The 25871-nt window shown below is 68.4% G+C and carries 21 protein-coding genes and 1 pseudogene; 7 read left to right on the top strand and 15 right to left on the bottom strand.

Annotated elements, in window-relative coordinates; genetic code table 11:
• Nucleotides 1-268: 268 nt before the first annotated feature.
• The 11 genes and pseudogenes from ftsW to dinB form a co-directional block, all read right to left on the bottom strand.
• Nucleotides 269-1576: pseudogene (gene ftsW / locus AC3ANP_RS12395) on the bottom strand (putative lipid II flippase FtsW); the annotation flags it as partial.
• Nucleotides 1577-1579: 3 nt separating this feature from the next.
• Nucleotides 1580-3181 (bottom strand): UDP-N-acetylmuramoyl-L-alanine--D-glutamate ligase, encoded by a 1602-nt coding sequence (gene murD, locus AC3ANP_RS12390; RefSeq protein ID WP_488330469.1) that lies wholly within the window; start codon nt 3179-3181, stop codon nt 1580-1582.
• Complete coding sequence (gene mraY, locus AC3ANP_RS12385) at nt 3163-4272, bottom strand: phospho-N-acetylmuramoyl-pentapeptide-transferase (RefSeq protein ID WP_488330468.1); 1110 nt, start codon at nt 4270-4272, stop codon at nt 3163-3165. Before mraY ends, murD begins: the two co-directional genes overlap by 19 nt.
• Entirely contained in the window at nt 4269-5822 is a 1554-nt protein-coding gene (locus AC3ANP_RS12380; protein WP_488330467.1) for a UDP-N-acetylmuramoyl-tripeptide--D-alanyl-D-alanine ligase, read from the bottom strand. The genes mraY and AC3ANP_RS12380 overlap by 4 nt, the downstream gene beginning before the upstream one ends.
• A 6-nt stretch (nt 5823-5828) precedes the next feature.
• Nucleotides 5829-7493 carry a UDP-N-acetylmuramoyl-L-alanyl-D-glutamate--2,6-diaminopimelate ligase gene (locus AC3ANP_RS12375; protein WP_488330466.1) on the bottom strand — a complete coding sequence of 555 codons (1665 nt, stop codon included), beginning with the start codon at nt 7491-7493 and terminating at the stop codon, nt 5829-5831.
• A 115-nt stretch (nt 7494-7608) separates the two neighbouring features.
• A complete protein-coding gene (locus tag AC3ANP_RS12370) occupies nt 7609-9426 on the bottom strand; it encodes a peptidoglycan D,D-transpeptidase FtsI family protein (RefSeq protein ID WP_488330465.1) in 1818 nt (605 codons plus the stop codon).
• An 89-nt stretch (nt 9427-9515) separates the two neighbouring features.
• A complete protein-coding gene (gene ftsL / locus AC3ANP_RS12365) occupies nt 9516-10178 on the bottom strand; it encodes a cell division protein FtsL (RefSeq protein WP_488330464.1) in 663 nt (220 codons plus the stop codon).
• The gene (gene rsmH / locus AC3ANP_RS12360; RefSeq protein WP_488330463.1) at nt 10175-11176 is read right to left on the bottom strand and encodes a 16S rRNA (cytosine(1402)-N(4))-methyltransferase RsmH; all 1002 of its coding nucleotides are present in this window, start codon (nt 11174-11176) and stop codon (nt 10175-10177) included. The genes ftsL and rsmH overlap by 4 nt, the downstream gene beginning before the upstream one ends.
• A 199-nt stretch (nt 11177-11375) precedes the next feature.
• The gene (gene mraZ / locus AC3ANP_RS12355) at nt 11376-11804 is read right to left on the bottom strand and encodes a division/cell wall cluster transcriptional repressor MraZ (protein ID WP_160666519.1); all 429 of its coding nucleotides are present in this window, start codon (nt 11802-11804) and stop codon (nt 11376-11378) included.
• 389 nt (nt 11805-12193) lie between these two features.
• Nucleotides 12194-12562 carry a DUF3040 domain-containing protein gene (locus AC3ANP_RS12350; protein ID WP_488330462.1) on the bottom strand — a complete coding sequence of 123 codons (369 nt, stop codon included), beginning with the start codon at nt 12560-12562 and terminating at the stop codon, nt 12194-12196.
• A gap of 261 nt (nt 12563-12823) precedes the next feature.
• A complete protein-coding gene (dinB, locus tag AC3ANP_RS12345) occupies nt 12824-14005 on the bottom strand; it encodes a DNA polymerase IV (RefSeq protein ID WP_488333047.1) in 1182 nt (393 codons plus the stop codon).
• Nucleotides 14006-14189: 184 nt separating this feature from the next.
• Here dinB and AC3ANP_RS12340 point away from each other — a divergent pair, with 184 nt between their 5' ends.
• On the top strand, nt 14190-14714 hold the full coding sequence (locus AC3ANP_RS12340) for a hypothetical protein (RefSeq protein ID WP_488330461.1): 525 nt from the start codon (nt 14190-14192) through the stop codon (nt 14712-14714).
• Nucleotides 14711-15805 carry a polyprenyl synthetase family protein gene (locus AC3ANP_RS12335; protein WP_488330460.1) on the top strand — a complete coding sequence of 365 codons (1095 nt, stop codon included), beginning with the start codon at nt 14711-14713 and terminating at the stop codon, nt 15803-15805. Before AC3ANP_RS12340 ends, AC3ANP_RS12335 begins: the two co-directional genes overlap by 4 nt.
• A 91-nt stretch (nt 15806-15896) precedes the next feature.
• On the opposite strand, the gene AC3ANP_RS12330 is transcribed toward AC3ANP_RS12335, so the two are convergent.
• A complete protein-coding gene (locus tag AC3ANP_RS12330; RefSeq protein WP_488330459.1) occupies nt 15897-16250 on the bottom strand; it encodes an Rv2175c family DNA-binding protein in 354 nt (117 codons plus the stop codon).
• 292 nt (nt 16251-16542) lie between these two features.
• On the opposite strand from AC3ANP_RS12330, the gene AC3ANP_RS12325 reads away from it, so the two are divergent.
• Together AC3ANP_RS12325 and pknB are read left to right on the top strand one after the other, a co-directional pair.
• Nucleotides 16543-17955 carry a LysM peptidoglycan-binding domain-containing protein gene (locus tag AC3ANP_RS12325; protein WP_488330458.1) on the top strand — a complete coding sequence of 471 codons (1413 nt, stop codon included), beginning with the start codon at nt 16543-16545 and terminating at the stop codon, nt 17953-17955.
• Nucleotides 17956-18056: 101 nt separating this feature from the next.
• Nucleotides 18057-20147, top strand: a complete 2091-nt coding sequence (gene pknB, locus AC3ANP_RS12320) for a Stk1 family PASTA domain-containing Ser/Thr kinase (RefSeq protein ID WP_488333046.1) — start codon at nt 18057-18059, stop codon at nt 20145-20147.
• A gap of 35 nt (nt 20148-20182) precedes the next feature.
• Here the strand turns inward: pknB and AC3ANP_RS12315 are convergent, their stop codons facing one another.
• Nucleotides 20183-21604, bottom strand: coding sequence for a class II 3-deoxy-7-phosphoheptulonate synthase (locus AC3ANP_RS12315; protein ID WP_488333045.1), 1422 nt, complete (start codon nt 21602-21604; stop codon nt 20183-20185).
• 134 nt (nt 21605-21738) lie between these two features.
• Nucleotides 21739-22479 carry a lysophospholipid acyltransferase family protein gene (locus AC3ANP_RS12310; protein ID WP_488330457.1) on the bottom strand — a complete coding sequence of 247 codons (741 nt, stop codon included), beginning with the start codon at nt 22477-22479 and terminating at the stop codon, nt 21739-21741.
• Nucleotides 22480-22588: 109 nt separating this feature from the next.
• On the opposite strand from AC3ANP_RS12310, the gene AC3ANP_RS12305 reads away from it, so the two are divergent.
• The 3 genes from AC3ANP_RS12305 to AC3ANP_RS12295 are packed head-to-tail and all read left to right on the top strand — an operon-like array spanning nt 22589 to nt 24733.
• Nucleotides 22589-23422, top strand: a complete 834-nt coding sequence (locus AC3ANP_RS12305; RefSeq protein WP_488330456.1) for an alpha/beta hydrolase — start codon at nt 22589-22591, stop codon at nt 23420-23422.
• Nucleotides 23419-24222 carry an alpha/beta hydrolase gene (locus tag AC3ANP_RS12300; protein ID WP_488330455.1) on the top strand — a complete coding sequence of 268 codons (804 nt, stop codon included), beginning with the start codon at nt 23419-23421 and terminating at the stop codon, nt 24220-24222. The genes AC3ANP_RS12305 and AC3ANP_RS12300 overlap by 4 nt, the downstream gene beginning before the upstream one ends.
• Nucleotides 24215-24733: a hypothetical protein gene (locus AC3ANP_RS12295; protein WP_488330454.1), complete on the top strand. Its 519-nt coding sequence runs from the start codon at nt 24215-24217 to the stop codon at nt 24731-24733. Before AC3ANP_RS12300 ends, AC3ANP_RS12295 begins: the two co-directional genes overlap by 8 nt.
• Before the next feature lie 15 nt (nt 24734-24748).
• Here the strand turns inward: AC3ANP_RS12295 and AC3ANP_RS12290 are convergent, their stop codons facing one another.
• On the bottom strand, nt 24749-25849 hold the full coding sequence (locus AC3ANP_RS12290) for an ROK family glucokinase (protein WP_488330453.1): 1101 nt from the start codon (nt 25847-25849) through the stop codon (nt 24749-24751).
• Between the last annotated feature and the right edge of the window lie 22 nt (nt 25850-25871).

The raw sequence follows: 25871 nt of genomic DNA, 5'->3' as shown, positions 1-25871 counted from the left end.
TCGGGGCTGGGGTCCTGGTGCCGTTTCTGGCGGGGCCTTCGGTTCTGGCAGCGGGCGGCTTGGCAGCGGGCGGGTTGGCAACAGCCTTCGGCCGGGGCGCCGGCGGCTTGGCGGCCGCCCTGGCCGGGGCCTTGGCCGCGGCCGGCGGCTTTCCCGCCGCCCGGGGCGCCGGATTTCCGTGGGCCGGCTTTCCGCGCGCCGGCTTGTCCGCTGCCGTGGCCGTCCTGCGCGCCGCGACCCGTTTGCGCAGGGCACTGGCGAACCCGGCGGGCCCGAACTTGAAAAGGCCCTTCGGCTGCATGCCCGGTTCCATTTGGGCCCGGGCCAAAGATAACACTACGCCGATGGCGCACAACGACATGAGCAGCGCCGACCCGCCGTAGGAGATGAAAGGCAGCGGGATGCCGACGACGGGCAGCAGGCCGGTCACCACGGCCATGTTGACCGACGCCTGGCCGAGCAGCCACACCATGATCGCGCCGGCCAGGACGCGGTGGAAGAGGTCCTGCTGGGCGACCACGACGCGGTAGATGGCCGTGCCCAGGATCGCGAACAGGGCCAGGACCACCAAGGTGCCGATCAGGCCCAGCTCCTCACCGATGATGGCGAAAATGAAGTCGTTGTGCGCTTCCGGGATCCAGCTGTATTTCTGCCGGCTCTGGCCCAGGCCCACGCCGAACCAGCCGCCGGAGGCGAGGGCGTAGAGGCCGTTGGTGGACTGGTAGTTCAGGTCCGAGCCGTCGGCGCAGGTCTGCCCGGTCCAGGACAGGATCCGGCAGACCCGGTTCGGGTTGGTGATGGCCAGCACTGCCGTTCCGATGGCCAGGACCACCCCGGCGATGCCGAACAGGTAGAGCCGGACGCCGGCGAAGTAGAGGGCGGCGGCGGTGATGATCATGACAATCATGGCCGTGCCAAGGTCGTTGCCCAGCAGGATCAGCCCGATGATGCCGGCCGCGCCCGGGATCACGACAGGGATCAGCGCGTGCTTGGCCTGTCCCAGGAGCTTGGCCTTTGCGTGCAGGACGGTGGCCATCCAGAGCGCCAGTGCCAGCTTTGCCGCTTCGGAGGGCTGGAAGGTGAACGGCCCGACGTCGATCCAGTTCTGGTTGCCGAGCGCGCTGCGGCCCACGAAGAGCACCAGGATCAGCAGGATGAACGCGACGAAGATGGCAGCCCAGGCGCCGCGCTTGAGCCACACCACGTTGAACCGCGACAGGACAAACATGAAAAACAGTCCGATGCACGCGAAAAGGCCTTGTTTGAGGGCGGCGGAGTAGGCGGACTCCCCTGCCGCGATCGCCTCCACGCTGGAGGCGGACAGCACCATCATGATGCCGATCGCGGTGAGGGCGAGGGTGCAGCCGAGTATCAGATAGTACGTCGAACCGTTCCGGGACCTGCCGGTACCTTCGAGGGCGGACCACAGTCCGGTCGACCAGTTGCGGACCCGGGCCACCGGGGAGGGACGTGTGCCGGAGCCCGGCGCGCCGGCGGGCCGGGCGGCGGTGCTGCCAGTTGTCCTGCCTGCGGCAGCCGACGGTGCCGCGCCGGAACGGGTGGGCGTGCTGACCATTTGCTACTCCTCGGTGGTCTGAGCCTGCCCTTCCACGAGCTCGCGGACAGCTTCGATGAAGGCGTCGCCACGGTGAGCATAGGAAGAGAACTGATCCATGGACGCAGCCGCCGGGGCCAGGAGCACAGTGTCCCCGGAGGCAGCCAGCTGCGCCGCCGACGCTACCGCCCTGGCCATCACAGTGTCACCGTAAATCGGTGAACGGGCTGCGTCGGCAGGGACAGTTCCGGCGGTCTGCACGTTTTCAGTGTCGCCCTTGGGCTGGCCGATCACGGGGACATCCGGTGCGTGTCGCTGGAGCGAGGCCAACAGGGCCGACGAGTCGGTCCCGATCAGCACCACCGCCTTGAGCCGGCCGGCATTTTCCTGGACCAGGGAGTCGTAGTTCACCCCCTTGGAGAGGCCGCCGGCGATCCAGACAACCTGTTCGAAGGCGGCCAGCGAGGCCGCCGCGGCGTGCGGGTTCGTGGCTTTGGAGTCGTTGACCCAGAGCACGCCGTCGTGCCGTGCGACGGCCTGGATCCGGTGGTTCCCGGGGCGGTAGTCCTGCAGACCCTGCCGCACCGCCGCGGGCTCCACGCCGTAGGCCCGCACCAGGGCTGCCGCCGCGAGGGCATTGGCCACCAGGTGCCGCGGCGCCACCGGTCCCAGGTCCGGGATCGCGGCCAGTTCGGCGGCGCTGTCCTTGCGTTCGGGGATGAAGGCCCGGTCCACGAGCAGGCCCTCGACGACGCCCAGCATGCTGATGGCCGGCGTGAGTGTAGTGAAGCCGACAGCGCGGCAGCCTTCGACGACGTCGGCGTTCTCGACCATGCGCTCGGTTTCGATCTGCTCGGCGTTGTAGACGCAGGCCTTCTGGGTCCGTTCGTAGACCTTGGCCTTGTCCGCCAGGTAGGAGGCGTACGAGCCGTGCCAGTCGACGTGGTCCTCGGCGACGTTCAGGCAGACGCTGGCCACCGGCGATACGGAGTGGCTCCAATGCAGCTGGAAGCTGGAGAGCTCCACGGCGAACACGTCGTAGTCCACCGGGTCGCGGAGGGCGTCCAGGATCGGGGTGCCGACGTTGCCGACGGCGATCGCCTTGAGCCCGGCAGCCTGGAGCATGGCTTCGGTCAGTCCCACGGTGGTGGTCTTGCCGTTAGTTCCGGTGATCGTCAGCCAGTCGGCCGTCTTGCGGCCCTTGCGTTCGCGGACCCGCCAGGCCAGTTCGACGTCGCCCCAGACCGGGATGTGCGCGCGGGCGGCCGCGGCGAGCAGGGCCTGGTCCGGGCGCCAGCCCGGTGAGGTGACAATCAAGTCCGGTTTCCCGCCGTCGACCGGGGGGACAGCGCGCACGGCGTCCTCGCCCAGCAGCACGTCGGCGGCGCCGACGATCCGCAGCGTGTCGGCCTGGGCGCGGGCCTTGGGGCTGTCCGCGGCATCCACCACGACCACCCTGGCTCCGAGTTCGACCAGGGTGTCCGCGGCGGCGAACCCGGAAACGCCGATGCCGGTGACGACCACGCGCAGCCCGGACCAGTCGGAGTCCCAGCTGGTGAGTCCGTCCAGCCGCGGTGAGGTGGCCAGCGGTTCGGGAATCGCCCCGCTCACAGCAGCACCACCCATTCGGCGTAGAAGATGCCCAGGCCGGCGGCAACGAACAGTCCGCAAAGAATCCAGAAGCGGACCACCACCGTGACTTCCGCCCAGCCCTTGAGCTCGAAGTGGTGCTGCAGCGGTGCCATCTTGAAGATGCGTTTGCCCTTGGTGGCCTTGAAGTAGCCCACCTGGATGATCACAGAGAGGGTGATCAGCACGAACAGGCCGCCGATGAAGGCCAGCAGCAGTTCGGTGCGGGACAGGATCGCGAAGCCTGCGACGGCGCCGCCGATAGCCAGGGACCCGGTGTCGCCCATGAAGATCTTCGCTGGTGAGGTGTTCCACCACAGGAAGCCGACCAGTGCGGCGCTGAGGATGGCGGCCAGCAGTGCAAGGTCCAGCGGGTCACGGACGGTGTAGCAGCCGCTGCCGGCCTGCCGGGGCGAGCCGCAGGCCTGGTTGCTCTGCCAGATCCCGATCAGAGTGTAGGCGCCGAAGACCATCACGGAGGCGCCGGCGGCGAGCCCGTCGAGGCCGTCGGTGAGGTTGACGCCGTTGGTCGCGGCCGTGACGATCAGGTTCGACCAGAGCACGAACAGGATCGCGCCGAGCACAGTCCCCCCGAAGGCGAGGTTCAGCCAGGGGATGTCGCGGACCAGGGAGATCTGGTATGACGCCGGGGTGATCCTGTTTTCGTCCGGGAAGCCGAGCGCGAGGACGGCGAAGATGATGCCGACCAGGCCCTGCAGGACCAGTTTGGCCTTGGCATTGAGCCCCAGGCTTCGTTGGGCCGAGATTTTGATGTAGTCGTCCAGGAACCCGACGAGCCCCATGCCGACCATCAGGAAGAGCAGCAGCAGGGAGGAGGCGGAGGGGCCGGGCGAGGACGGGTTCATCAGCCACATGATCAGGTGCGTGATGCCGTAGCTCGCCAGGACCGCGACGACGACGACCATGCCGCCCATGGTGGGCGTACCGCGCTTGGTGTGGTGCGAAGTGGGTCCGTCGTCGCGGATGAACTGTCCGTAGCCCCGTTTGACCAGGAACCGGATGAACAGCGGGGTTCCCAGGAAGGAGAACAGCAGGGCCAGTCCGGCACCCATCAGCAGTGCGATCACGGCAGCGTGCTCCCTTCAGCCGAGGTTGGGGCCGTCCCGGTTCCGGCTGTATCGGTTCCGGCTGTATCGGTTCCGGCGGCGGGTGCGGCTGTATCGGTTCCGGCGGCGGCCGGAGCCAATGCAGGCAATGCTAGCCGATCCCCCAGATGGCGCAGGCCGATGCTGTTGGAAGATTTGAAGAGGACCAGGTCGCCGGGCTCCAGCTCGGCGCTGAGGATCTCGTAGGCTTCGTCAGCGGTTTCGGCGAAGATGCATTCGTCGCCCCACGAGCCCTCATTGACAGCCGAGACGTACAGCGCACGTGCTTCGCGGCCGATGACCAGCAGCCGGGAGATGTTCAGCCGCACCACCTGGGTGCCGACGGCGGTGTGCTCCCGGATGGAGTCCTCGCCCAGTTCCAGCATCGCGCCCAGCACGGCCCAGGTCCGCCGGCCCCGGCCCAGGTCCGCCAGCGTGCGCAGGGCCGCACGCATGGACTCCGGGTTGGCGTTGTAGGCGTCGTTGATGATGGTTACGCCGTCGGGCCGGTCGGTGCGTTCCATCCGCCAGCGGCTGGCCGCGCGCTGGGAGCTCAGGGCGGAGGCGATCTGCGCGCCGGGGATGCCCGCGGCGTAGGCTGCGCCGGCGGCGGCGAGCAGGTTGGCCACGTGGTGGGCGCCGATCAGCTTGGCGTCGACGTGGTACCGGGTGCCGTCCGGCAGCAGGAGTTCGAATTCGGGGTGGCCGGAGCTGTTCAGCTCCACGTCCCCGGCACGGACCGCGGCGGGCTGGCCGTCCCGGGCGGGCTGGGAGGAGAAGCCGAGCACGTCGGCGGCGGTCCGATTGGCCATGGCGGCGACACGGGCATCGTCCAGGTTCAGCACGGCGGTGCCGCCGCCGGCCAGGGCTTCGACCAGTTCGCCCTTGGCCACGGCAATGTTCTCGACGCCGCCGAACTCACCGGCGTGGGCGCTGCCGACGCACAGGACCACGCCGATGTCCGGGCGGACCATCTCGGCGAGGTAGCGGATGTGGCCGATTCCGGTGGCACCCATTTCAATCACCAGGAACCGGGTATCCAGGCTGGCCTTGAACACGGTCAGCGGCACGCCGACCTCGCCGTTGTAGGACCCCTGCGGCGCCACGGTTTCACCGTGCGCGGCGAAGAGCCCGGCCAGCAGGTCTTTGGTGGTGGTTTTGCCGGCGGAACCGGTGATCCCGACGACGGTCAGCTGCTCCCCCGCGGCGGTCCGGTGCGCCCGGATCCGGCGGACGGCTTCGGCAGCCAGGGCGCCCATCGCCAGGACGGAATCCTCGACGACGACGGCCGGGTAGTCCTGCCCGGCAGCGTCGGCGACGCCGCGTTCGACGAGGGCCAGGACGGCGCCGCGGTCGAAGGCTGCGGCCACGAAATCATGCCCGTCGGCGGTCTCCCCGGGCTTGGCCACGTAGAGGGAACCCGCTGTGGCCTCGCGGGAGTCGGTCACCACAGAACCGGGCGTCAGGCCAGGTTCGGCGGCCAGCCGGCCGTGGGTAATTTCGGCGATCTCCGCCGCGGTAAATGCAATCATCTCGGTTTAGGACTCTATCCGCTGGTCGTCGAGAACGGTGAATCCTCGTGCTGTCAAGGAGGTGCGCAGTTCCACCCGGTCATCGAGGGCAAGGTTCTCGCCCTTGATCTCCTGCCACACCTCGTGGCCGCGGCCGGCGACCAGGATCGTGTCGGCCGGGCCGGCGAGTGCGACCGCTTCCCGGATGGCTGCGTCGCGCGGGAAAACTTCCAGTACGGTGCAGCCGAGGCCCTCGGCATCCTTGGCTTCCAGGGCCCCAGCCAGCACCTCGGCACGGATGCCGGCGGCGTCCTCATCGTGCGGGTCGTCGTCGCTGATGATCACGACGTCGGCGAGGCGCGCGGCGATGGCACCCATCGCCGGTCGTTTGCCCTGGTCGCGCTGGCCGGTCGCGCCAAACACCACGATGACCCTGGATCCGGGCGCCGGGGCGCGTACGGCTTCGAGTGCGCGGGCCAGGGCGTCGGGGTTGTGCGCGAAGTCCACGACCGCTGCCGGGGCGGTGCCGACCAGCTGCATGCGGCCGGGGACCGCCACGGTGAACGGGTCTGCGGCGTCCAGGGCGTCCTGGACCTGGGCCGGGGTGGCCCCGCCGGCAAGCACCATGGCGGTGGCCAGCGCGGCGTTCGCGACGTTGAAACTGCCGGGCAGGCCGGTGTGGACCCGCAGCTCGGTGCCGTCCCGGTGCCGCAGGACGAAGGCGGTGCCGAGGCCGCGCGGCGTCTGCCCCAGCACGCTCCAGTCCGCGTCGACGCCGCCAGGGCCCTCAGGGTTGCCGGTGTCCGGTGCGGTGGCGAGCGTGGTGACGGGTATTCCGGCCAGGCCGGCCAGCCTGCGGCCCCACTGATCGTCCACCGTCACGACGGCGGCGCGGGCCCGGCCGGCACTGAACAGCCGCGCCTTGGTCTGGAAGTATTCGTCCATGCTGCCGTGCAGGTCCAGATGGTCCTGGGTCAGATTGGTGAAACCCACAACATCGAACTGCACGCCGTCGATCCGGTGGAACGCAATCGCGTGCGACGAAACTTCCATCGACGCCGCGTCCAGCCCGCGTTCGCGCATCAGGGCCAGCAGGGCGTGCACGTCCGGTGATTCGGGAGTGGTCAGCAGGCTGGGGATCGCTTCGCCGCCGGCGAGGATCTCGATCGTTCCGATCAGGCCCGTCTTTCGGCCCAGGGCCTGCAGCAGGGAGTTGATGAAGTAGGTGGTGGTGGTCTTGCCGTTGGTGCCGGTGACGCCGAACAGTTCGGGCACGGCTTCGTTTTCCGGGCGGCTCCGGTAGATCAGCGCGGACAGCCGGCCGACCAGGCTGCGTGGTTCCCCGGTCAGCAGCACCGGCACGGAGATGTCATTGGAGAGCGCCAGCAGGCGGGCCCCGGCGTCGTCGGTCAGGACGGCGACAGCGCCGGCGTCTACGGCCTGGGACACGAAGTCGGCGCCGTGCCGGGTGGCGCCGGGAAGCGCCACGTAAAGGTCCCCCGGCTGCACGGCACGGGAGTTCAGCGCAATCCCGGTGACCGGCGCGGCGGCGGAAGCCTCGGGCACGGCGACGCCGATCCACTCGCCGATCGTCGCCAGCGGCACCGGGGCAACCGCGGCGGGCCGGAACGCCGCCGCGGTGTTCTGGCCGGACGGCGTGTGGGCCGTTTCGTGGGCGTAGGACTCTGACAAGGGGATCTCCGTCTGGTGGTGCTGGTGCCGGGAACGCTGCGCGCGGAGGATCGCCCCGCCCGCAGTGCCGCCTGCGTGGATCTGGTTGGTGCTGTTTGCCTGGTGGTTCCGGGTGCTACTTCGCGTACTGCGGCAGCCTGACCGGCGCGCCGGTGGAGGGCTGGACGTTGTAGGTGCGCAGCGCCTGGCTCATCACCGAACGGAATACCGGACCGTTGGTGATGCCATAGATGTTGCCTTTGGGCCGTTGCAGGACCACTTCAACAATAAACCGCGGATCATCCATCGGTGCCATCCCCACCATGGAGGCCGTGAAGCCGCAGAAGCCGGATTTGCCGTCGTCGCACGGCGACTCCGAGGTTCCGGTCTTGGCGCCGACGCGGTAGCCGTCAATCGCCGCTTCCTTGATTTCGCCTTCGGTGACAGCGCTTTCGAGGATGTCGCGCACCTGCTTGGCGGTGTCCTTGGACACGACCTGCCGGGTTTCCTTCGGGGGCACTTTTTCTTCCGTGCCGTCCGGGTTGATGTAGCTGTCGATCAGGCGGGGCTGCAGCATGACGCCGTCGTTCGCGATGCTCTGGTAGGCGCGGACCGTCTGCAGGGTTGACTGTGCGACGCCCTGGCCGAACAGGACGGTGTACTGCTGGCGTCCGTCCCACTGGTCGGCAGGGGTCAGGATTCCTTTGGCTTCCGCGGGAAGGCCGACGTCCGGGGCCTCCCCGATGCCGAATTTCTGCAGCCAGTCGTGCCGCTGGTCCTTGCTCAGCCGCTGCCCTGCCATCACGGTGCCGGTGTTCATCGAGTAGCCCAGGATGCCTGCCAGGGTGCGGTCCTCGGTGCCGTGTTCGAAGGCGTCGGTGAAGGTCTGGCCGTCCACGGTGTAGGTCGGCGGAATCGTGAAGGTGTCCAACGGGTTGGACTTGCCTTCCTCGATGAGGGCGGCGGCCGTGATCATCTTCTCTACCGAGCCGGGCTCGTAGGCGGCGGTCACGGCGCGGACGCCGCGGTCCTTGGCGGCCACCTTGCCGGGGGCGTTGGGATCGGGTGCGTCGGTATCCGCCATCGCGACGATGTTGCCGGTCTTGACGTCAGACACGACGATCACGCCCCATTCGGCGCTGAGCTTGTCCTTCTGGCTCTGGATCGCCTGCTGGGCAAAATACTGCAGGTCCGAGTTGAGCGTGAGTTTGATGTCCTTACCGTTCACCGCCGGGGTGAACTGGTCCACGCCGACCGGGATCCGGAGACCGTCGGCGCCGATTTCGAAGAGCCGTTTGCCGGCCGTGCCCTTGAGCACGTCATCCTGGGTCTGTTCGAGCCCGGACTGGCCGGTGGTGCCGTCCTTGAGGAAGCCCACGATTCCGCCGGCCACAGCCCCGTTCGGGTAGACGCGTTTGCTGGTGCCCTCGGTGACGATGCCGGGAACCTGCAGTTTGGAAATCCGGTCTTCGACGTCGGGCCTGATGTCTTTGGCCACGATGTAGTAGCGCTGCTTGCCGGTCAGGGCCGCCCTGACGTCGTCGGTGTTCATCCCCAGCACCGCCGCCAGCTCCTGGATGCCCTGCTCGCGCGGAATCTTCACTACGGTGTCCTTGCCGTCGACCTTTTCCAGGCGCGGGAAGGACTCGGTCTTGGTGTTGACGGTCTGGTCGACGACGACGTTGTAGCGGATCACGCTGCTGGCCAGCACGGTGCCGTTCGCGGCGAGGATGCTGCCGCGCTCGGCGGGCAGTTCGACAGGCTTGAGCCGGTTCTGCAGCGCCGCCTCGGCCATCCCGCCGACGTCGAGCCCCTGGACCAGAAACAGCTTCCCGCCGACCACGAGCAGGAGCGCCAGCATGACGCCCAGCCCCAGCCGCAGCCTCCGCGTGGCGCTTGGTGCCTTGCCCTTGGGTGCCCTGCCTTTGGCTGCCCTGCTGCTGTTCTGCGCCACGATCTATCCTTGCTGCTTGCCTGGCTGGTCGACGATCGTCCCGGCTGATGCGCGGCCGGATACTGTCCGGTCCGGTGCCTGCCGGTGGGCTACTGGCCGGGAACTTTCTGGGCGGGGGCCGGGACGGATCCGCCATGGAGGTCCACGGCGGGTGCAGGCGCCGGCGCGTGAACAGCGGCCGCGGGGGCCTCGGCGGCGGGCGCCGCTGCCGGGGCTTCTGCGGGCTTCCGGTTTTCCAGCGGATCCTTGGCCGTGGCCGGCGGGACTACCTCCACCGCACCGGCGACTGCGGGCGCGGCAATGACGGAGGCGGGCGCGTCCGACTTCACGGCGGGCTTGGCCTTTCCGGTCACGGCGAGGGTGGACAGATCGATCTGGCCCTTGGCCGTGGAGGCGACCATGCCCAGTTCGGTGGCCTTGGCCGCCAGGTTCTGCGGGGCGTCAAAGTTCTGGACCTGCTGGGTCAGGTCCTGGTTCTGCTTGGTCAGCGTGGACTGCTGGGCGCGCAGCTGAACCAGCTGGTACTGGGCGGAGGACACGGAGATGTTCAGCACGAGTACTGCCATCAGCGCCAGCGCCAGGATCCCGAAGCACATCACCACGAAGGGTGCGCGTCGCTTGCGCGGCGCCGAACGGACGACGGAGAGCGGCGTTCGCGTTTTGCGGGCCGGCGCACCGGGGTGCAGTTCCGGCAGGGCACGGGCCGTCGCGGCTGTGGCAACGGGGAATCTGTTGACGGCGGCGGTGCTCATGCGACTCTCCTGGCTTTGATGCGTTCCACGGCGCGGAGCCTGGCGGAGGCGGCGCGTGGGTTTTCGGCGATTTCTGCTGCGGTGGGTACTTCGGTGCCCTTGGTCAGGGTCTTCAGTTCGGCCTTGTGTTCCTCCAGCTCCACCGGAAAACCGAGCGGGGCGGAGGACTTGGAGCCTGCCTGGAAGACGGCCTTGACGATCTTGTCCTCCAGCGAGTGGTAGGACATGACCACGACCCGGCCGCCCATGGCTGTGGCGGCCACGGCCGCGGGGATGGCCCGTTCCAGCACGTCGAGCTCTTCGTTGACTTCGATCCTGAGCGCCTGGAAGGTGCGCTTGGCCGGGTGGCCGCCGGTCTTCGCAGCGCCGGCCGGCACCACAGCACGGATGGTGTCGACGAGTTCTCCCGTGGTGGCAAACGGTTTCGTGGCGCGGGCCGCGACGATCCGGTTTGCAATGCGGCCGGCGAACTTCTCCTCGCCCCATTTCCGGATAATCCGGACCAGGTCTTCTTCGCTGTAGGTGTTGACGACGTCGGCGGCGGTTTGCCCGCGGCTGGTATCCATCCGCATATCCAGCGGCGCGTCGAAGGAGTACGCGAAGCCGCGTTCGCGCTCGTCCAGCTGGAGCGAAGAGACGCCCAGGTCCATCAGGACGCCGTGGACCTCGTCGAAGCCGAGGTCTTCGATCACGTCGGCGATTTCGTCGTAGACGGCGTGGACCAGATCGATCCGGTTGGCGAACGGCGCCAGGCGCTCCCCGGCCAGGGCAAGCGCTTCCTCGTCGCGGTCGATGCCGATCAGGTGCAGGTCCGGGAAGCGCTGGAGCATGGCTTCGGAGTGCCCGCCCATGCCAAGCGTGGCGTCGACGACGACGGGCGCCTCACCCCGGCGGCGCGCTGCCTCGAAACCGGGCGCCAACAAATTGATGCACCGGTCCTTGAGGACCGGTACATGCCGTTCGGACGTAGGCTTCGCCTGGTTGGAGTCATCACTCATGCCTGCGTCCTTTCGTTGGTGGAGGTTCGGCTCGTTGGTGGAGGTTCGGGGGGTCGGTGTTTCTTGATCCAGATCCCCATCCGCGCCTACCCTGCTGCCCGCCTGGCTCCGGGGAAGTGAGCCAGGTGGACGGCCGGATGGGCGGCTGGAGATCTCGGTCAAGAAGCGTTGGCGGTGCTGGTGTGGCTAATGCGGGGAATCAAAGAATCCCCGGAATGGCGTCGTCGGTTTCGGAGAAGGCTGTTTCCTTTTCGGCGAGGTACTCGTTCCAGGCCTGGGCGTCCCAGATCTCCGCCCGGGTGCCGGCGCCGATGACGGCCAGCTCCCTGCCGAGACCTGCGTATTCCCGGAGCGCCGGCGGGATGGTCACGCGCCCCTGCTTGTCAGGTACCTCGTCAGAGGCTCCAGAGAGAAAAACACGGATGTAGTCACGAGCTTGCTTGGAAGAAATTGGCGCCTCCCGCATCTGTTCGTGTACCCGGCCGAATTCCGCCTCGCTGAAGACGTAGATGCAGCGTTCCTGGCCCCGCGTGAGAACCAGACCGCCCGCCAGCTCCTCGCGGAACTTGGCCGGGAGGATGATGCGACCTTTTTCATCCAGACGCGGCGAATGCGTGCCGAGAAACACGGCCCACCGCCTGTCTTTTGTAGAAGTCCAACGTCCCCTGTGCTGCCACTACCCTCTTACGTCCTCCACATTACTCCACTTTGCTCCCCCGTCAACGACATTCCGCTATTTTCCAGACAAATCTCGGGCAGTTTTGACGCAATTCTTACGCGCCAATAAAGGGAAGCGGCCAAAGTGGTGCGCAGTGGAGGGTCCGGGGCCTCCCGATTCCTGGGAAGCCGCCCTTTTGCGCGCGGCAACGGCGTCTGTGGAGCGCTCAACTTGGGATTAGCAGCAAAAACCGGTGGTTAACAGCAAAAGACCCGCCGAAGCGGGTCTTGCGTGGCTGCTTGGCCCATCAAGGGCTGCGGCGGTGGTGCGGAATGGAGGGGCTGTTCCTGGAACGGCGCTCAGGGCTCGCCGCGGTGCCTTTCGTCCCAGCGCTCCTCCAGATTGCTCATGAAGGAACTGCGCTGCTTTCCGTTCTTCCGGCCGCCGACGGGCCGTCCTTTGCCGCCGGAACTGCGCATCGTGGCGTAGTACACGCCAGCGCCCATGACGACGAAGCCCAGCACGCCCACGACGATCAACTGCAGTGAGACGCCCAGCAACAGCAGCAGAATGCCAGCCAGGGTGCCAAGAACACCGATGACCAGATGACGGGTGGACCAGGAACGGCCCGGGTCCGACCCCATGGAGCTGGCAAACTTCGGGTCGTCTTCGTGCAGCTGCTTCTCAAGTTGCTCAAGCAACTTCTGTTCGTGCTCCGAGAGCGGCATCACGACCTCCTTAAGTCGGCCAACGTCCGGACTTGACGCGACCTTTTCCCTAAACTCCCAACGTCCGGAGCTGCCGGCTGGTTCCCGTCCGCGAAATTGAAGCGAGGCGGCGGATCCAGCGCATCCGAAGCTGTTTAGTTAGCAGGCCCGGCAGTCCGAACGTTCGATCCGGTCGTTCGAAATCTACGTATCTCTAGGATAGTTTGTTGCGGCCCGTTCTGAAAGACGCTGTGGGCCGCTTCGCCGCTCCGAGCTGGCACCTCAGCCGGAAACCGGTCCGGGGCCGGCACCTGGACCGGGGTCCAGTAACCGGGCGGGCAGCACCGACTTGTTGCCGAACTTGCGGGTGACCTGGTCCAGCGCCTGCTCGGCGGCTCGCCAGTTGTCGTCGCGGCGGTCCAGGCTGAGCTGCAGCGGCGCCTGCGCGGCTTCTTCAAGCTGTTCGGCGCGGATACCGATGAGCCGCACCGCCATGGGACGCTGGCCGACGGACTCCAGCAACTGCAGCGCGACGCCGTACAGCAATTGGGCGCTGTCGATCGGGGTACTCACGGTCCGGCTGCGGGTGATCGTGGAGAAGTCGGCGTAGCGGAGCTTCAGGGCGACGGTCCTGGCATGCATGCCGGAGCCGCGCAGCCGCTCTGCGGTCCGGTGGGCCAGGCGCAGCAGTTCCCGGTGCAGCTGGGCGTCGTCGGCCGTATCCACGGCGAAGGTCTCCTCCGCGCCGATGCTCTTCTCCAGCCGGACCGGCGTCACCGGCCGCGGGTCAATCCCCCACGAGAGCCGGTGGACGTGTTCTCCGGTGGCGCCGAGGATCTTTCGAAGCGACGGCAGCGGCGTTGCGGCAACATCGGCGACGGTCCGGATGCCCATCCGTGCCAGCACCTCGACGGTCTTTGCGCCCACCCCCCACAGCGCGTTCACCGGCAGGGTGTGCAGGTAGGCTACGGTCTCCTCCGGACCGATCAGCAGCAGGCCGTCTGGTTTGCACCGGGTCGAGGCGATCTTCGCGACGAACTTGCTGGCCGCGATCCCGACCGATGCCGTGATGCCCAGCTCGGCTGCCACCCGGCGGCGGATCAGTTCACCGATGTCCCGGGGGGTCCCGAGCCGGCGGATTGCGCCACCGACGTCGAGGAAGGCCTCGTCGACGCTCAGCGGCTCGACCAGGTCCGTGATGGATTCAAAGATGGCCATGATCTGGCCGGAGACTTCGTAGTAGAGCTTGTGACGGGGCTCGATGACCACTGCCGAGGGGCACATCCTGGTGGCCACCACCATGGGCATCGCGGACCTGACGCCGAACTTGCGGGCCTCATAGGAGGCCGACAGCACCACCGAGCGGTCCGCCGGGTAGCCCACGATCACGGGCCGGCCCTTGAGTTGCGGGCGGCTGCGCAGCTCCACGGAAACGAAGAAGGCGTCCATGTCCACGTGCAGGATGCTGCTGCGGCGGAGTTCGCGAAGAGCCGCTTCGCTGAACCGTCTTGGGCTCGCCTGACCGGTCTGCTGCGAGGGCCCCTTTGCAGCCTCCTGCCCACTCTCCGGTCTCACGCACCAATCCTATGCGGAGGGACTGACTAAACTGGAGGCTGAATCCGGCATCAACACCAGGAGGAACATTCCCGTGAAGGTTTTTGGAGAGCGCAAACGCGCCATGGCGGCTGCGGCGGCAGCCGGGGCCCTGCTGGCTCTGGCCGCCTGCACCCCCGGCCAGCAGGCCCCGGCCGCGTTGGCGTCGTCCCCGGCAGGCGCCAGCTCCCAGGCCTCCACCACGGCCCCTCCCAGCCCGTCCGCCGAACCCGGTACCTCCGCTACCGTGGGGGCGCTGGTCGCGGGCTTCCCGCAGCAGCTGCTGCCGGTCATGCCGAACGCGAAGGTGCAGTCGAGCAGTTTCGACAAGACCGCCACGCCGGCGACCGTCGCGCTGGTGGGGAAGGTCACGTCGCCGTCTGCCGGCGTCGTGGCGTATTACAGCAAGGAGCTCGAAGGCCAGGGGTTCAAGGCAGTTCCCGGCGAAACCGTGGGAACGGTGGCATCCAAGGACTTCCTTCGCGGCGACAATGAAACCGTGAATCTCTCCGTCGTGGAGACCGGCGGGGTATCGACGTTCACGATCGGTGCCAACGTCGCCGCCGGGTCCGTCAAGTGAGCCTGGCCGGACAGCTGCGGGATGAGCAGGCGGACTTCGTCGCCGCCGTCGCCGGTAAGCTGACCGACTTCCTGACCGAACGCACCGCCGTCATGGCGGCCATTTCCTCAGACATCGATCCGTTGATGAGTTCCATCTCGCACCTGGCGACCGGGGGGAAGCGCCTCCGTGCCCTGATGTGCTACTGGGGCTGGCGCGGGGCCGGCGGCGAAGCCGGCGCCCGGGAGGTCGTCACGGCCGGCTCGGCGCTCGAGCTGTTCCAGGCCGCAGCACTGATCCATGACGACATCATCGACCGCTCCGATACCCGGCGCGGCGGCCCCAGCGTTCACCGCCGCTTCAGCGAACTGCACGCCGACCAGGGCTGGGCGCTCGACCCCGAGCGGTTTGGCCACGCCGCGGCCATCCTGACCGGAGACCTCTGCCTCTCGTTCAGCGAGGAGTCCTTCACCGCCATCGGCGAGCGGGCGGCTGCGGGAACCCAGGCCCGCCTCATCTTTAACCTGATGCGCGCCGAGGTCATGGCCGGGCAGTATCTGGACATCCTCGAGGAGGTCGCGGGCCCGCATCGGGACCGTGCCGGTGCCGTCGGCCGTGCGCAGTCCATCATCCGCTTCAAATCGGCCAAGTACTCCACCGAACACCCCCTCGCCCTTGGCGGTGCGCTGGCCGGCGCGCCGGACGGGCTGCTTCGCGGCTACTCGGCTTTCGCGCTGCCCTTGGGTGAGGCTTTCCAACTGCGCGACGACGTCCTGGGCGTCTTCGGCGACCCGGTCAGCACCGGCAAACCGGCGGGCGACGACCTCCGGGAAGGCAAGCGCACGGTACTGATCGCTTTCGCCCTGGACCTCGCGGCCCCGGCGGAGGCAAGCTTTATCGACACGAGGCTGGGCAGTCCGGACCTGAACGCCGAAGACGTCGAGGAGATCCGCCGGATCATCGTGGACTGCGGGGCCCTGCAGGCTACCGAGCTCCTGATCGAGGAGTTCGGCCGGGCCGCCTTTGAGGCCCTGGACACACTGCCCCTGGAAGAACTGCCCAAGACCGCGCTGCGGAAACTGGCCGAGTCCGTAGTCAGCCGGACCGCTTAGCCGGCCGGAGCAGTAAACGGCAAAGGCCGTGCAGAGCGCCAGGCGCCCTACACGGCCTTTCCCGTACTGCCTCCCGGGGTACGGCGGCCGGCTACCAGGCCATGGTCTGGGCGCGGCGCCGGATTTCCGTTTTCCGGCCCTCGCGCAGGGCATCAATCGGCCGGCCGCGCAACGACTCGTCCGGCGTGAACAGCCAGGTGATCAGCTCTTCATCCGAATAGCCGGCGTCGGCCAGGACCACGATCGTGCCCTTCAAGCTCTCCACCGCATGGCCGTCCTGGAGGAAGGCTGCGGGGACGGAACGGATCCGCCGCTCGCCGACCCGGATTGCTGCCAACGCCCGTTCGTCCAGCAGGGCATGGACTTTCGTAATCGAAACATTCAGCAACTCGGCTACATCGGGCAGGGGCAGCCATTCGTCTACAAGGCTTTCAACAGTACTCACGGATCAAGATTGCCACGCCCGGGCGGATTGCGCCTAGTCAGCCACGGACCCGGGACTGCCGGTCCGGGCACCAAAGGCCCGCCGGATCCCTCCGCCGGCCAGCAGCGGCGCGTTCAAGCGACACTCCAGCAAGCCGTTGATGTCGATTGTCAAACAGTTCTTGTGCTATTCCGCAATTCATGAGAGATTCACATAGTTCACATTTGTAACTGTAGTTTCTTTTGTCACACTGGTAACACCAGTAGTCCCGGCCTGACCTGCAGCGTTCGCCGCTGAGAAGAGGATCTTTCCCATGACGACGACTCGTTCGCCGAAGCCCCCCACGAGGCACGGCCTCCCGCTGATTGCGGCGACGACGGCGGCGCTGCCCGCCGTCGTGCTCTCTTCATTGGCGATCGCCCAGCCGGCCTCGGCTGAGCCGCGCCCCCGCGCCATCCCCGCGACGCTGGCCGCTGCCATGAAGGCGCAGGCGCAGGGACAGACCGTGACGTCGCTGCCTTCCCTGATTCCCGCCGGTGCCGTTTCCGCCGCCATCCCCGCCGCATTCGCGCCCGCGCAGGTGTCCGCGCCGGCGGAATACACGATTGCCCGCGGCGACACGATCAGCGCAATTGCCGGCAGGCACGGCCTGGACACCTATGCGGTGCTTAAGCTCAACAACCTGCAGGCCAACACCCTGATCTACCCCGGCCAGAAGATCAAACTCACCGGTTCCGCCACTGCACCGGCCGCTCCCGCGCCGGCTGCCCCCGCGCCGGCGGCCCCGGCCGGCGGCAACGTCTACACCGTCAAGTCCGGCGACACGCTGAGCGCCATTGCCGCCCGGCACGGCGTGAGGCTCTCCGAGGTCTTCGACTGGAACGGCCTGAACATGCGGTCGATCATCTACCCGGGCCAGAAGGTCAAGGTCGGCGGCGGTTCAGCGGCCCCGGCGGCCCCGGCGCCTGCGGCTCCGACGAAGGCGGCGCCCGCTCCGGCACCGGCTGCTCCGGCACCGGCTGCTCCGGCCAGCTCCGGCTCCTACACGATTAAGTCCGGTGACACCCTGTCCGGGATCGCCGCACGGCACGGCGTCAAGCTCGCGGATGTCCTGTCGGCCAACCGGCTGACCATGAGCAGCATCATCTACCCCGGCAACAAGCTGGTTATCCCGGGCGCCGGTACGGGCTCCGGCACGATCACGCCGGCGTCGAGCCAGCCGCCCGCCACCGTGACCCCCCTGGTGCCCAGCACGTTCCTGGGTTTCAGCTACCCGCAGGCGGTCGTCAACTCGGCCAACCAGAACAAGGCCCTGCTGAACGCGGCGCCGGTCCCCAGCCGCGAACAGATGAAACAGATCGTGGCGGACACGGCGCGCCGGATGGGCGTGGATCCCGCGCTGGCCCTCGCCTTCGCTTTCCAGGAGTCCAGCTTCGACCACCGCTCGGTGTCCCCCGCCAACGCGATCGGCACCATGCAGGTCATCCCGTCCTCGGGCCAGTGGGCCTCCGACCTGGTCGGTCGGAAGCTGAATCTGCTGGACCCGTACGACAACGCTACGGCCGGCGTCGCGATCATCCGCCAGCTGGTCCGCACCAGCAAGGATCTGGACAACGCTATCGCCGGCTACTACCAGGGCCAGTATTCGGTGAGCACCCGCGGCATGTTCGACGACACGAAGGTCTACGTGGCCTCCATCAAGAAGCTGCAGAAGAGTTTCAGCTAAACCGCCGTCCCCGCGCGGGGGCTGAACCTTCCGTCGCGTAACGATACGGGTCCGGACTGCATGTCAGTCCGGGCCCGTTTCCGTGCAGAGCTTAGGATCAGATAGTGCAGGAATACACTTCGGACGCTCTTGTCGGGACCCTGGTGGACAACCGGTACCTGATTCAATCAAAGCTGGCCCGCGGCGGCATGTCCACGGTCTACCTCGCCATCGACCGCCGGCTGGAGCGGGAGGTTGCCCTGAAGGTGCTGCATCCGCATATGGCCGGCGACCCGCAGTTCCTGGACCGCCTGGGCCGCGAAGCCAAGGCCGCCGCGAGGCTTTCGCATCCGCACGTCGTCGGCGTGCTGGACCAGGGTGAGGACGGGCCGCTGGCCTACCTCGTCATGGAATATATCAAGGGCCACACCCTGCGGGACGTGCTGAAGGAGAAGGGGGCCCTCACTCCGCGGCTTGCGCTGGCCCTGATCGACCCGGTCGTGGAGGGCCTCGGCGCCGCGCACGCCGCCGGACTGATCCACCGCGACGTCAAGCCGGAGAACGTCCTGATCGCGGATGACGGCCGGATCAAGATCGGCGACTTCGGCCTGGCCCGCGCCATCACGACGACGACCAGCACCGGGGCCCTGATCGGAACCGTCGCGTACCTGTCCCCCGAACTTGTCATGGGCCGGCAGTCGGACGCCCGCAGCGACATCTACTCGCTCGGGATCATGCTGTACGAGCTGCTCACCGGACGGCAGCCGTTCGACGGCGAGGTCCCCATCCAGGTGGCCTACCAGCATGTGAACTCAAGCGTTGGCGCGCCCTCGGCACTGGTGCCCGGGCTGGCCGGCGAACTCGACGAACTCGTGCAGTGGTGCACCGCCAACGACCCGGACAAACGCCCGGTGGACGGCAACGCCCTGCTGTCCGAGCTCCGCCATATCCGCACCAACCTCAGTGACGCGGAGCTGGAACTGCGGCCCCCGGCGGCGTTGCCCGGTCCCGCCGCCGCCGGCCTTCCGGCCGCGGTGGCCCCCGGCGAGGCGCACACCGAATTTCTGGCCAGCGTCCCGCAGCAGACCGAAATCATCAGCCGCGGCAACAACCCCACCACGGTACTCTCGGGCCGCCAGCGGAGCGGCGGCTTCGGCCCGCTGGTGGCCCCGGAGGAACCTGATTTCGGCGGGCAGGCAGCCGAACCGGCCTCCGACCCGGCACTGCCGGCCAGCAAGCGCGTTCAACGCAAACTGGATCGGGACCAGGAGCGCGCCCGGCAGCGAGCGGCCGCCACTCCCAGCCGCAGCCTGCGTGCCGGGAGTGCGCGCCGGCGCGGCCTGGTCTGGGTCCTGGTGCTGGTGATTGTCGCCGTGCTCGCGGCCGGCGCCGGCTGGTTCTTCGGGATGGGCCCGGGATCCCCGGGAACCATCCCGCAGCTGGCCAACAAGACCGTTGCCGAAGCGCAGCAACTGCTCCGGACCGCCGGCTTCCAGTCGACCACCCGGGATGTGTTCGATGACAACGTCTCACCGGGCCTGGTGGTCGGATCCGAGCCGCCGGCCGGGCAGGTGGTCCGGAAGTTCGAGTCCATCTCGCTCGCCGTCTCCAAAGGCCCGGAGCTGTTCCCGCTGCCCGCACTGACCGGCAAGTCCCTGGACGACGCGAAAACGGCCCTCAACGGCGCCGGAATGGCACTTGGGCCCATCACCGAGAAGTATGACGACGCCGCGGCCGCCGGAATAGTGCTCGGCCAGGACCCGGCCAAGGACACACCGGCCCGTCACGGCACACCCGTGGGCCTGACCGTGTCCAAGGGCCCGCAGCCGATCCCGGTCCCCGATGTGCGTGGCAAGGACCAGGATGCGGCCGTCGCGGCGGTGCAGGCGGCCGGACTCAAAGCCGTAGTGGCACCGGAGCGGGTCTTTGACCGGCGCGTGCCCGAAGGGGCGGTCGTCGCGCAGGACCCGGCCACCGGCACCCTGACCCGGGGCGGAGCGGTGAGCCTGACCATCTCCAAGGGACCCCGGCTGGTCCAGGTCCCGGACTTGTTCCGCAAGCCCGAGGCGGAGGCGGTCAAGGCCCTCAAGGACGCCGGCTTCGAGGTGAAGGTCAGCTACGCCTTCGGCACCTCCGTGCTGGGCCTCGTGGCCGGCCAAGACAAGACCGGACGACAGCCGGAAGGGTCGCTCATCACGATCACCGTGACCTGAGCCCCGCGGCCCGAGTCTGTGGCATCGGCTCCTGCCTAGCGCCGGGCCAGTGACCCTGCCACCAGGAACGCCATTTCCAGGGACTGCATGTGGTTCAGCCTGGGGTCGCAGACCGACTCATACCGGTCCAGAAAGGCGTCCTGGTCGATCGGGTCCGCCCCGCCGAGGCACTCGGCCACGTCGTCGCCGGTCATCTCCACGTGCAGGCCGCCGGGGACGGTGCCCAGGCCGTGGTGGACCTCGAAGAAGCCGCGGACCTCGTCGATCACGTCGTCGAAGTTCCGGGTCTTGTACCCGTTGGGCGATGTCACGGTGTTGCCGTGCATCGGATCGGTCACCCAGAGGACCTGCGCGCCGGAGGCGGTGACCCGTTCGACGATGGGCGGCAGCTTCTCCCGGATATTGCCGGCACCCATCCGGGTGATGAAGGTCAGCCGGCCCGGTTCGCGGTCGGGGTCCAGCTTGTCGATCAGCCGCAGTGCGTCGTCGCCGGTGGTCGAGGGGCCAAGCTTCACCCCGATCGGGTTGCGCACCCGGGAGAGGAAGTCGACGTGGGCGTGGTCCAGCTCCCGGGTCCGCTCGCCGATCCAAAGGAAGTGTCCGGAGGTGTCGTACGGCAGCCCGGTGCGCGAATCAATGCGGGTCAGTGCCCGCTCGTAGTCCAGCAGCAGGGCCTCGTGGCTGGCGTAGAACTCCACCCGCTTGAGGGCCTCGAAGTCCGCTCCGCAGGAGGCCATGAACTTGATGGCCCGGTCGATGTCCCGGGCCAGCGACTCGTACCGCGCGTGCGCCGGGTTTTCGGTGAAGCCCTTGTTCCACTGGTGCACCAGCCGCAGGTCGGCAAAGCCGCCCTGCGTGAAGGCACGGATCAGGTTCAGGGTCGACGCCGAGGTGTGGTAGGCCCTGAGCATCCGTCCGGCGTCGTGGGCGCGGGATTCGGGCGTGAAGTCATATCCGTTGACGATGTCGCCGCGGTACGCGGGCAGGGTGACGCCGTCGCGGGTTTCATCGTTGGAGGAGCGCGGCTTGGCGAACTGGCCGGCCATGCGGCCCATCTTGATCACGGGCATGGCGGCACCGTAGGTCAGGACCACGGCCATCTGGAGGATGGTCTTGACGCGCGCCGAAATTTTGTCCGCCGTGGCGGCGTCGAAGGTTTCGGCGCAGTCCCCGCCCTGGAGCAGGAAGGCCTTGCCTTGGGCGGCGGCGGCGAGCCGCTCGCGCAGGACGTCCACCTCACCGGCGAAGACCAGCGGCGGCACCGTCGAGAGTTCCTTTACTGAGGCCTCGAACACGGCTTGGTCGGACCAGGCGGGCTGCTGCGAGGCGGGCAACTGCCGCCAGTCATCCAGCCCCGGATAGTTCGCGGCGCCGCTCTGGGCCGTGCTCGCGAAGGCGGTGCTCGCGAAGGCGGTGCTCGCGAAGGGCGTGCCAGTGGGCGCGGCGGCCGGCGGCATCCCGGCCGGGGAGCCCGCGGACTGGGAGTTACGAAGGGTGGTTGTCGTAGGCGCAGATAGCTCAGTCACCCTCTAAGGATAGTTGCCGGTCACGGGAACTGGCGTGCCCGCCGTCATTGACCGCCGGCCGACCGTCACACAGCTCCGGGGGTCTCCTGGCCGTGGCCCGGGCCACCGTCGGGGACCTCGGTGGCCTTCCCGGCCAGCCGGAGCTTGACCACGGCGGCGTACTCATCGACATACTCCTGGCCGGAGAGCCGCATCAGCTCGAACATAATTTCGTCGGTCACGGCGCGCTGCACCTGACGGTCATCCGCCATCCCGTAATAGCGGCTGAAGTCCATCGGTTCGCCGAAGATCATGCCGATCCGCCGGATGTTCGGCACCCGCTTTCCGATCGGCTGCACCTTATCCGTGCCGATCATGGCGACCGGAACCACCGGAACCTGCGCCTTCAGGGCGAGCCGCGCGACCCCCACCTTGCCGCGGTGCAGGCGGCCGTCCGGGCTCCGGGTGCCTTCCGGGTAGATGCCGAGCAGCGAGCCGTTCTTCAGCACCTCCATGCCGGCGTCCAGCGAGCGGGCCGATGCCGCTCCCCCTGACCGGTCCATCGGCAGCTGGTTGGTCAGGCGGAAGAACGCCGCGGTGAGTTTGCCTTTGATCCCCTTGCCGGTGAAGTATTCGGACTTCGCGAGGAATACCACCGGCCGCGGCACCATCAGCGGCATAAAAATCGAATCGGAGAAGGAGAGGTGGTTGGAGGCCAGGATCGCGGCTCCCCCGGCCGGGACGTTGTCCAGACCCTTGACCCAGGGCCGGAACAGCAGCCTGACGACCGGCCCGAGGACGAACGTCTTCATGAACCAATAAAACACGTGGCGTCCCCTCCAGCAGGCGTCTGGCCGGCCCTTCTGCGGCCCGGCCAGGACTTCAATGACACCCTACTCTAGTGAGTTTTGGCCCGAACAGTGACACGATGGGCTCATGACCGAAAGCAGCACTCCAGTGGCGCCTGCCGCTTTCGAGTATCCGGGCCACGGTGCGAACGCGGACGTCGGAGTGGCCATCTGCCACGGCTTCACGGGCAGCCCGCTCTCGGTCCTGCCCTGGGCCGAAGATCTCGCGTCCCGGGGCTACGCGGTCACCGTACCGCTGCTGCCCGGGCACGGCACCGACTGGCGCGATCTCGCCCGGCGCCGCTGGCAGGACTGGTACGGCGCCTTCGAGGCCGCCTACCTTGACCTGGCCGCGGTGACCCGCTGCACCTTCGTCACCGGCCTGTCGATGGGCGGGACCATCGCCCTGCGCACCGCCGCGCGGCACCCGGTGGCCGGCGTCGCCGTCGTCAATCCGGGCTTGAGCTTCTATGACCGCCGGGTGCGGTACATCGGCGTCCTCAAACATCTGCAAAGAACCACCGTGCCGCTGCGGGAGGCGGAATCGACGGCCGCCCCCACCGAGGACGGTGACTACTCGCTGACCCCGCTCGCCGCGGTCCACCAGCTCAGCAAGCTCTTCACCGCCACCCGTCGGGAGCTGCCGGGCGTCAAGGCGCCCGTTCTGGTGTTCAAATCCGACGTCGACCCCGTGGTGCCGCCCTCCTCGCTGGACCTGCTGCGCGGGCGCATCGGGGCCCGTGAGTTCGCTGTGGTGCCGCTGCCGGCCAGCGGGCACGTGGCCACCCTCGACGTGGATGCGCCGCTGATTTTTAGCCGGACTGCCGGCTTCGTCCGCGGACACGCCGCCCCGGCCCCCGCCTGCGTCCCGCCCCGCGCGGCCGCCGAATCCCCGGTCCACGCCGCCACGGAGCACCCATGAGCCACGTCCCCGACCACTCGCCGTTCAGCAGTTCATTCACCGGCCCCGGCCCCCGGACGGGGGTGGTGGTGTCCCACGGCTTCACCGGCAGCCCGCACGGCGTCCGTGGCTGGGCCGAATCCCTGGCCGCGGACGGCTTTGCCGTGCGGATGCCCCTGCTGCCCGGTCACGGGACCAGCTGGCAGGAGCTTGCCAGGACCCGCTGGCAGGACTGGCATGCGGCCCTGGACGCCGCCTACCAGGAGCTTGCTGCTGAATGCGACCACGTGGTGGTGGCCGGCCTGTCAATGGGCGGTGCGCTGGCGCTGCGGCTCGCCGCGACCCGTCCGGTGGCCGGGGCGGTGCTGGTGAACCCCGGTTTGGTCATTGACGACCGCCGCGCGCCGCTGGCCGGAGTATTGCGCTACGTCATGAAGAGCACGCCGGCGATCGCCAATGACATCCGCCGGGAGGGCGTCGATGAGGGCGCCTACCCGCGGACCCCGGTGGCGGCGGCCTTCGAGCTGCACAAGATGTTCAAGGACACGTTGCGGCTGCTGCCGCAGGTTACCGCGCCGGTGCGGGTCTATCGATCCGCCGTGGACCATGTGGTCTCCGACGCCAGCCTGGCGGCCCTGCGGCGCGGGCTCCGCAACGCACCCCTGGAGGTTATCCTGCTGGAGAACAGCTACCACGTGGCCACCCTGGACAACGACGCACCCCGGATCTTCCGCGGCACCGCCGAGTTCATCCGGTCGGTGGTCGACGGGCACCACCCGGAGTCCACCAGCGCCAGCCCAAAGGAAACGGCAGATGACTAAATCCGACTCCGGCTCCCCTGACCCGGACTCCAGCGCCAACCCGGAAGACGCCGTCTGGCTGGACCTGGTGGCAAGGCTGGAGGCTACCGATTCCGGCACGGTCGCGGAGCCGCCCGCAGCCCGGACGTTTCGAGATTTTGACCCGCTTGGCCTCGCGGGTCCCGTGCGGCAGGGACCGGGGACCGCCGGCCGCGCGGCACCATCGGGCAGCACCGACGCTACTGCGGGCCACGCCCCGGCGGGCCCGCGCGATTACCAGCCGGACGACGACGACGATGTTTTCGTCCCCGAGGACCCGCCAAGCCTGGCCGGTTCGGACCCGATGACCGTCCTGGCGTGGCTGGGGGCGGTCGGCTGCCCGATTGCCCTGCTGCTGTCCGCGATCTTCTGGCGCTCCGCACCGGTGCTGGCCGTGGCCGGCATGGTGGCGATCTTCGCGGCGTCGGTGGTGTTCCTGATCATGAAGCTGCCGCAGGAAAAGGATGAACACGACGACGGCGCCAGGGTGTAGCCGGCAACGGACCGGTTAGCCGTGCATGCGGCTGCTGACCCGCGACAGGTCCGCGGCCCCGATCAGCCCGGCGGCAGGCCCAAGGGCCGCCAACTCGATCCGGGCCGCCGGGCGGAAGCCGCGGCCGGTCAGGTTCCGGGCAAAGGCCTTCCGTGCGGGCGCGGCGAGAAGTTCGCCCGCCTCACAGAGACCGCCGCCGATCACGAAGGTGCCCGGGTCCAGGGACGCGGCCAGGTTCGCCAGACCGAGGCCGAGCCAATCGCCGACGTCCTCGAGGAGTGCGCAGGACGCGGGATCGCCCGCCTTGGCCAGGGCCGTGATGATCGCACCGCTGAGCTGCTCCGGCCGGCCGTCAACCGCCTTGAGCATGGCTTCGGCGACCGGGGAGTTGATATCGGCCAGTTCCCGGGCTTCCCGGCCCAGCGCGTTGCCGGAGGCGTACTGTTCCCAGCAACCACGGTTGCCGCACTCACAGCGGTATCCACCCGGAACGATGACCTGGTGGCCAAACTCCCCGGCCACGCCGAAGCGGCCCCGCTCCAGCCGGCCGTCCATCACCATGGCTCCGCCGATCCCGGTACCGAGCGTGATGCAGACCAGCCTGCTCTCGCCCCGCCCGGCGCCAAAACGCCACTCGGCCCAGCCGGCCGCGTCGGCATCGTTGGCCAGCAGCACCGGACGCCGGAGGAGGCGCTGCAGGTTGTCCCGCAACGGTTCGTTGCGCCAGGCCAGGTGCGGGCTGAAAAGCACCGTGCCGCCGTCGAGGTCCATCCAGCCGGCAGCGCCGATGCCGACCGACCGGACCCGGTGGCCCCGGGCCAGTTCCTCGACCAGTTCGACGATGACTCGTTCGACCGCCCGCGGGTCGTGGCCCGGGGTGGACCGCCGGGCCTGGCGGAGGATGCGGCCCTCGGCGTCCACCACTCCGGCGGCGACCTTGGTTCCGCCGATGTCGACCCCGATCGCCAGCCCCTTGCGACCGAGCCGGAGGTGCGGGCGGAGCCGGTCCGCGCGCGCTGTCCCCGCCCCTGCGCCGGCCGGGACACGGCGCCGCCAGGCCGTCACTCGGGGCGGGCCGGCGGCCGGCCGATGATTGGTGTTTGCATCGCTCCTCATTCTAGGGTCGCGACCGGGAAGC

It is taken from the genome of Arthrobacter sp. JB02-1C (genome assembly GCF_057748045.1).
The sequence above is the reverse complement of the archived record's forward strand: the minus strand, read 5'-3'. Positions and strand labels throughout refer to the sequence as shown.